Genomic DNA, 6,824 nt, shown 5'->3' on the forward strand with positions numbered 1-6,824 from the left:
GCTGGGTACCGAAGGCAATGCCGACGTGATCCGTGGCTGGGTCGCGAAATGGACGCCGCTCGCCGATGCTGCAGTCGACGCCTATTGCGCCGCTTTGACAGATTCACCGGAAGCCGCCAGCAACGCAAAAGAAGCTGCGGAGAAGTTCCGGCAATCGCTCGGAATCTGACCAGAATCTGAATGGGAACCCGGTCTGCTGCAGTGGCAGGCGGACCGGGATCCCAGCCAGCGGAAGTTGATGCGCAGTTGGCGACTTATCGCGGTGTGCCGATAGTCCTGTTCGGCATTGCGCCAACTTCGATCCCGCGGCCTCGAGTATTTGTACTCGGAGCGCCAAGCCTGAACGGCTCAGCGCAGGATCAGACGAATCGGTCGTAGAACATCTGCGAAACCGGCACCTTCAGATCGAGCAGCATGCGCTGCACGGCATCGGTCATCACTGGCGGACCGCAGAAGTAATAGTCCTTGCTGGTCGGGTCGCTACCTGCTTCGATACTCCTGCGAGCGACCTCGTGGATGAAGCCGCGTGCGCCACCCCAAGGCTCCGCGTAGGTCGAATCAGAGATCGAACTGAAGCAGGAAACGCGTTTATGCAGCAGCGCGTCGCGCTCGATCATCGTTGACGCGCAAAGGTCGGCAGGACGGCGGCCACCATAGAAGAAATCGAGCTTGCGTTCACGAGGCCCGCAGCGCGCCGCAGCCGAAAGGATCGACAGCATCGGGGACAGGCCGGAGCCGCCGGCAATGCAGACGATGTCGCGCGTGCTGTCGGCGCGAAGATGCGCCAGGCCGTAAGGACCATCCAGCATGATCTCGTCATCGACGACCATGCCATCGAACAGGGCGCGACCACCCGCGCCATCGATCATCCGCTTGATGACGAAGCTCCATGTGCCCTGCTCGTTCGGCAGGTTCGACATCGAATAGGCACGGTCACCGGTCACCCCGGGCAGGCTCAGCAAGGCGAACTGTCCGGGCAGGAACTCGGCAGGATCGGACGTTCTGAACACGAACTCGGTGATGTCGTGGGTCAAGGCGACCTTTGATACCAGCACAGCAGCTCGCTGCCGTGGCCGATGTTCCAGGTCGGATCGAAGCGGTACACGTACGGTGATCGTGCAGTCGGAGTGAGGACGCGACTGGCAGGCCAGCCGAAAGCCCCGATCGCGGCTCCGTGCAGTCAAACCTGGCGCATCCGGCCACAGATCTTCGAGTTCGCCGCTCCTGAGCTGCACGCGGCAGGTGCCACAGCCACCCGAGCCGCACTCGTATGGCAAACCGATTCCGCTGCGAAGCGCGGCACGCAGCACGGTATCGCCGGGCATGCAGGCGAACTCCGGCCCACCGTCGGTGAAGCGGATGCTATAGCCTGCGGCACCACCTTCCGCGGACATCAGCGCAGTCCTCCTTGTCCGCTGCAATCAAGGGCACGATTCCGAGCGCAGCCGAACGGCTTGATGCGCATCAGCGTGCCAAGTCCGATTCCAGCATTGAGTCGCAGCGCATTCTGTTCTCGTTCATACGTCCCTACACACGTCATCTTGAATACCGACAGCATCGGCAAATGCAGTGCAAGGTTCAATAAGCTCGAGATGATGGAAGTCATCATCGCGGTGAATGCACTGCGACTCGGTAGTGGAGGAAACTACTGCGCGTGGCGGAGCGGCGGCAAACACCGGCCACTGTCGCAAACGTGCTTGATGTCTGCTCGTCCGTAATAGAAGACAGACTCCGGGCCCAGATTGGCGAATGGGAACGAGCGCGAGCCTAACCCACCGAGCGTCTGATGAACCTGAATGATCTTGATCTCAAGCTGCTTCGTGTCTTCCATCAGCTGATGATCGAGCGCCGTGTTTCGAGCGCGGCGCAATCGCTGGGCGTGTCGCAGCCGGCAGTCAGCAATGCCTTGAAGCGATTGCGCGGCCTGTTGGGCGATGAGCTGTTCCAACGCACCGCGCAAGGCATGCTGCCGACGCCGCTGGCCGAGCAGATCGCCGAACCCATCGCCTATGCGATCGATGCGATCCGTACGGTCGTGAACCATCAGGTCCACTTCGATCCGGCCACCGCGCATCGGGATTTCGTGCTCGGACTGATCGATCTCGGAGAGATGTTCTTTCTGCCCTCCCTGCTGGTGCATGTCTGTCAGCAGGCACCAGGCGTGCGGATCACCGTTGCACGAAGTGTCAATTCCAGCCTCAAGGAAGACATGGAGACGGGCCGGATCGATATCGCGATCGGCCTGATGCCCCAGCTCCAGGGCAACTTCTTCAGACAACGCCTGTTCCGGCAGAACTTCGTCCTGGCCTTTCGCAAGGACCATCCACTATCAAGAAAGCCTTCGATCAGCCTCGATGACTTCATTGCTTGCGAGCATGTCGCAGTCTCGCAGGGCTCCGGGCACGGCGAGATCGACCGTCTGATGGAGCGCAAGGGCATCGAGCGTCGGGTCCGGACGACGGTGCCTTACTTCGACGCCGTCGGCCCCATTCTCGAAGCGACCGATCTGGTGGCAACGGTGCCGCTGAATCTGGCCGAGATGCTGCGGCGCCCGTTCGGCATCAGCTTCGCGCCTCACCCGGTCGCGCTTCCCGAAATTTCGATCGACGTCTTCTGGAATGCGCGCCTGCAACGTGATCCCGCCAACCAATGGCTGCGACGACTGATCTTCAAGCTGTTTTCCGACCAGGCTCAAGGAAGCGCCTAGAGCATGGAAGTCCTCATTCGCCCTGGCAACCACGTGTTGAACCTCAAGCCAGGGGAACTGATCCTGCCCGCCCTGCGTGCGCAAGGGCTGCCGATTTCCTACAGCTGCGAGGACGGACGCTGCGGGCTATGCCGCTGCAAGCTGCTGCGCGGCAACGTGGTCGAGTCCGGCCGTCCACCGCGGCCCTTGTTCGGATGTCGCACGCGCTATCTGCTCGCCTGCCAGAGTTCGCCGGCGGAGGACTGCGCCATCGAGATTCCCGATGCCGGCGAGCCCGTGATCCATCCGTCACGGCGACTGCGCGCTCATGTTCTGGGAATTGAGCCGATCACCCACAACGTCCGCCTGCTGCGCCTCAGCAATACCGACAACCTGCAGTTCTCGCCTGGCCAGTTTGTCGAACTGGAATTCGGCCGCGGACTGTCACGCGTCTATTCCCTCTCTGGATTGCCGGGCGACGACGAACTACGTTTCCACATTCGCATCCATCCCCAGGGAAGCGCCAGCCAGCTGATCACGGAACGGCTCCAGCCAGGCACGATGCTGCGCCTTCGTGCGCCCTATGGCGTCGCCTGGCTACGCCGACAGCATGTGGGGCCGCTGCTACTGGCTTCGGCCGGCACCGGCCTGGGTCCACTGCTTTCCGTTCTGCGCGGAATCGCCGCGGCGCGTCTGCAGAATCCAGTTCATGTTTACACCAGCTTCATGTCGCGCGAGGACCTGTATGGACTCGACGAGCTTTCAACAGCTCTGGAAGCAGTTCCCAACCTGCGCGCCTCACATCTCGTGGTCGCCTACGGTCAGCTGAAACGCGGTCTGCGCCGAGGTCTGTTGACCGAAGTTCTGGAAGCAGACTTCAGCCACTTCAGAAACTGGCAAGCCAATCTGTATGGCTCACCGTTCGCGGTAGATGCCGCGGTACATCTGCTGCGCCGGCGCGGAATCGACGAGGACCATCTCCACGCTGATCCCTTCCATCCCTACGGCAATTAGAGTCGGTGCTTGGGCTTCAGTGCTTGGCGATCGACGGCAGCACCGCGCTTGGAGAAATGCCGTAGCGCATCTTGAACTGACGCGAGAATGATGCGAAATGCTTGAATCCGTGATCCATCGCAATGTCCGTGATCTTGCGGTGGCAATAGCGCTCATCGCGCAACAGGCGAAAGCAGCAGTCGAGACGAATCTCGCGGATGGCACGTGCAGGAGTCAGGCCGCAACGCTCGAAAAGTAGATACAAGGCGCGGCGTGACATGTGGAGTTCTGCGGCAACTGTGTCGGCATCGAGCTTGGGATCGGCGACTTTGCGCAGGATCACCGAACGAGCCCGATCGAGGCGGCTGGTTCGCGCGGCGTCGGAGCGGAACCAGTCCACGCCGTTCGAAGGCGTTGGCGCTGGCGGTCGTGCCCAGGCTTCGATCAGCGCGGTGTCGATCCGAAACCTGCCAGGCACCAAGGCCGCATAGGCGCGCGCCTCGTCCACGGCGCGGCGGAACAGTGCCGCGGCGGACTCGTCGCTGCGCAACGCATCCAGCGCACCGGCGTAATCCGACTCGCACCATAGCGATTCGCCGCCGCGCAGGCCGACAAACCAGCGGTAGAGCGCGTTGTAACGCAGTTGCTCCAGCAATTGCTCGTCCGTGGGGAACGAGTACAGCGCCTGTAGCAGGGCTGCTCGAATCAGCGGTGCATGCCGCGCTGCAGCATCCGGGGCTCCATCGCAGAGATCGTCGACGAGCGACCGGATGTGAGCAAGCGGATGCGCGTCCTCGGTACGGGGAACGATCTCCACCGTCACTGCCCTGCCGCCCGTGCTTAGCTCGAGATTGCTGGCTTCGTACATGTTCGACACCTCCTCCTTCCCGGCGAGGGTCCTGCCGCGTCTCCGTGGCGCGTCATGGCTCCTCGTCGACCGCGAGTCTCGACTATTCGTACGCCATCGTCTTTTCGCGACGGTGATAAACCTTATTCGTCAAGGAACGGTTCGCGCCGGAGCTCTTCGAGGTGTCTTGCTCAACGACCTGACCAGACGCGGCGCCATCCTTCGGAGCCTAGATCTCGAACGGCGCTGCTTCTTGGTCGCTGCGATCAAGGCGCCAACAATCGGCTTCTGGCGGAAGGGCTCGGCCCGGCAATCAATTGCGCTTTGCATCTGCGGGTTACCGCAAGGACCCAGCCTGGGATCAACGCAAGCAACAGGGCAGTCAAGGCGAACTTAAGGCGCCGACGGCGCGCGGGGTAAGCGGGCTCCGTGACTCATATTGGGGCTCCTCCCAACGAGCAAGTCAGGCGGGCGACATCGGAAGTTGGGCTAACGGGTAGTCATGGTCGAATTGGGTTAACTCTGAATCATCGCATTCGCACCTTCTTTATTTGATATTTACGTCAAAATAAATCATATTATTCATATTTTTTGACATATATATCAAATGAAGACCCTCCAAGAGCTCGGTGAGGCGGTTGCTATCAGACGTCAGGCTCTAGGCTTGAAGCAGGGTGACGTCGCCACGCGGTCGGGCGTCGCGCAAGAATCCCTATCGCGCTTCGAGCGGGGGCGTTCGGCCGAGTTTGGCTCTCGGAAGCTGCTCGCAGTGCTCGCAGTACTGGGCATGGAACTGCACTTCGTATCCGAGGGCACTTCAGGGTCGCTGGATGAGCTGCGTAAGGAGCGGGGCGCCGCGTGAAGCTCTCCGTGCATGTGCTCGGCCGGGATGTGGCTGTTCTCGAGCCGGCCGGCGATTTCAAGAGCGTGCTGACCTATCACGCCGGTAGCGCCACCGACGATTTCGTGTCGCTCACGATGCCGATCCGCACTGAGTCTTATACCTGGGACGACCAGCTTCCGCCGGTCTTCCAGATGAACCTACCAGAGGGCTACCTGCTTCAGGTTCTGCAAGAACAGTTTGGTCCGCATATTGGCGCCAGCCCGACGGCCCTGCTGTCGGTCGTCGGCCGAAACATGGTCGGCCGGCTGCAGGTCTCTGCACCGGGCGCGAAACTCGATGAGCCGCCGCAGCCGATCGAGGTGTCCACCTTGCTTCAGGGCGACAACTCGGAAGCCGCCTTCGCCGAATTGGTCCGCCAGCACGCGACCAGCGGAGTCTCGGGGATCGTGCCGAAGTTTCTCGATGCTCAAAAGGAGCCGGTGGCGATTGGCCAGCACCAGAAAGCCAGCCTGCTGACACGGCGCCACATCGTCAAAGGCTCATCCAGCGCCCTGCCCTTCATCGCCCTCAACGAATACCTCTGCATGCAGGTCGCCGCCAAGGTGACGCCGACGGCACGGGTGCAGGTCTCGCAGGATGGCCAAGCGCTGGTCGTCGATCGCTTCGATGTCGACGATCAAGGACAACCGCATTGGGGCATGGAGGACTTTTGCGCCCTGCTGGGCCTGCGTCCGGCCGCCAAGTACGACACCACCTGGGAGCGGATCGGCAAAGCCGTTCGTGATCATGTGCCAGGTCCCCAACGCCTGCAGACAAACCGGCAACTCGCCACGACCTTGTTGCTGACCTATGCGCTTCGTAACGCGGACTGCCACGCCAAGAACCTCGCGCTGCTGTACACCTCACGCGCTGACGTGCACCTGTCGCCGGTCTACGACATGCTGACCACGGTGGTCTACGCGGGCTATCAGCACAATCCGCCAGCGATCAGCTTCATGGGCAAGAAGACCTGGGAGCCCGGCAAGGCGCTCCAGAAATTCATCACGCAGATCTTTGGCATCTCGGTCAAGGTTCAAACCGAAATCATCGAAGCGATCAGCGATGCCGTTTCAGAAACGGCGGTGCAGGTTCGTGAAGCGATGAAGACTCACCAGGATTTCGATGACATCGGTAAACGGATGCTGCTCGCCTGGCGAGAGGGGGTCTCGGGTTTACGAGATCGACGCATGTATGCCCTGGGCGATTGGCATCCCACGGAGGCCCTGACCGGCTTTCTGGATCCGCCCAAACTCGTGACCACGAAAACGGTGATTGGGCGCTCGGAGCTCATGCGGAAGGGGAAGTAGCCCACGGCCGCGGTGCGTGGCTTCCGGATATCTGTTTGAACTACTCGCTGCGGTTCAATGTGTTCATCTAAATGCACACCGCAGGCAAAGCAACTAATACGGGAATAA

General features: G+C 61.2%; 8 protein-coding genes and 1 pseudogene. 4 read left to right on the forward strand and 5 right to left on the reverse strand.

All coding sequences use genetic code 11. The features are described from left to right. Positions 1 to 359: 359 nt before the first annotated feature. Genes QZY06_RS09725 through QZY06_RS09735 form a run of 3 tightly spaced genes read right to left on the reverse strand, consistent with a single transcriptional unit; the run spans position 360 to position 1,948 of the window. A complete protein-coding gene (locus QZY06_RS09725) occupies positions 360 to 1,394 on the reverse strand; it encodes a 2Fe-2S iron-sulfur cluster-binding protein (protein ID WP_295683464.1) in 1,035 nt (344 codons plus the stop codon). After that, the gene (locus tag QZY06_RS09730; protein ID WP_295683467.1) at positions 1,394 to 1,606 is read right to left on the reverse strand and encodes a hypothetical protein; all 213 of its coding nucleotides are present in this window, start codon (positions 1,604 to 1,606) and stop codon (positions 1,394 to 1,396) included. The genes QZY06_RS09725 and QZY06_RS09730 overlap by 1 nt, the downstream gene beginning before the upstream one ends. A 39-nt stretch (positions 1,607 to 1,645) precedes the next feature. Further along, positions 1,646 to 1,948 carry a hypothetical protein gene (locus tag QZY06_RS09735; RefSeq protein WP_295683476.1) on the reverse strand — a complete coding sequence of 101 codons (303 nt, stop codon included), beginning with the start codon at positions 1,946 to 1,948 and terminating at the stop codon, positions 1,646 to 1,648. Here QZY06_RS09735 and QZY06_RS09740 point away from each other — a divergent pair. Continuing rightward, positions 1,838 to 2,707 (forward strand): LysR family transcriptional regulator, encoded by an 870-nt coding sequence (locus QZY06_RS09740; RefSeq protein ID WP_295683473.1) that lies wholly within the window; start codon positions 1,838 to 1,840, stop codon positions 2,705 to 2,707. The two genes, QZY06_RS09735 and QZY06_RS09740, sit on opposite strands and share 111 nt — an antisense overlap. A 3-nt stretch (positions 2,708 to 2,710) precedes the next feature. Then, entirely contained in the window at positions 2,711 to 3,700 is a 990-nt protein-coding gene (locus QZY06_RS09745; protein ID WP_295683468.1) for a 2Fe-2S iron-sulfur cluster-binding protein, read from the forward strand. A 16-nt stretch (positions 3,701 to 3,716) separates the two neighbouring features. Here QZY06_RS09745 and QZY06_RS09750 read toward each other — a convergent pair whose 3' ends face one another. Further along, positions 3,717 to 4,187, reverse strand: a complete 471-nt coding sequence (locus QZY06_RS09750) for a helix-turn-helix transcriptional regulator (RefSeq protein WP_295683475.1) — start codon at positions 4,185 to 4,187, stop codon at positions 3,717 to 3,719. A gap of 78 nt (positions 4,188 to 4,265) precedes the next feature. Further along, positions 4,266 to 4,388 (reverse strand): annotated as a pseudogene (locus QZY06_RS09755) (transposase); the annotation flags it as partial. Between the two features lie 745 nt (positions 4,389 to 5,133). Between QZY06_RS09755 and QZY06_RS22190 the strand changes: the two are divergent. Both QZY06_RS22190 and QZY06_RS09760 read left to right on the forward strand, forming a co-directional pair. Next, positions 5,134 to 5,388 (forward strand): helix-turn-helix domain-containing protein, encoded by a 255-nt coding sequence (locus tag QZY06_RS22190; protein WP_367275604.1) that lies wholly within the window; start codon positions 5,134 to 5,136, stop codon positions 5,386 to 5,388. Further along, a complete protein-coding gene (locus QZY06_RS09760; RefSeq protein WP_295683471.1) occupies positions 5,385 to 6,716 on the forward strand; it encodes a type II toxin-antitoxin system HipA family toxin in 1,332 nt (443 codons plus the stop codon). The genes QZY06_RS22190 and QZY06_RS09760 overlap by 4 nt, the downstream gene beginning before the upstream one ends. Positions 6,717 to 6,824 lie beyond the last annotated feature (108 nt).

Source organism: uncultured Nevskia sp., assembly GCF_903885465.1.
Taxonomy (GTDB): domain Bacteria; phylum Pseudomonadota; class Gammaproteobacteria; order Nevskiales; family Nevskiaceae; genus Nevskia.

Bases quoted from the DNA above. Each gene is read 5' to 3' on its own strand.
- QZY06_RS09740 (WP_295683473.1), top strand. From the start codon at position 1,838: ATGATCGAGCGCCGTGTTTCGAGCGCGGCGCAATCGCTGGGCGTGTCG.
- QZY06_RS09745 (WP_295683468.1), top strand. From the start codon at position 2,711: ATGGAAGTCCTCATTCGCCCTGGCAACCACGTGTTGAACCTCAAGCCA.
- QZY06_RS22190 (WP_367275604.1), top strand. From the start codon at position 5,134: ATGAAGACCCTCCAAGAGCTCGGTGAGGCGGTTGCTATCAGACGTCAG.
- QZY06_RS09730 (WP_295683467.1), bottom strand. From the start codon at position 1,606: ATGACTTCCATCATCTCGAGCTTATTGAACCTTGCACTGCATTTGCCG.
- QZY06_RS09725 (WP_295683464.1), bottom strand. From the start codon at position 1,394: ATGTCCGCGGAAGGTGGTGCCGCAGGCTATAGCATCCGCTTCACCGAC.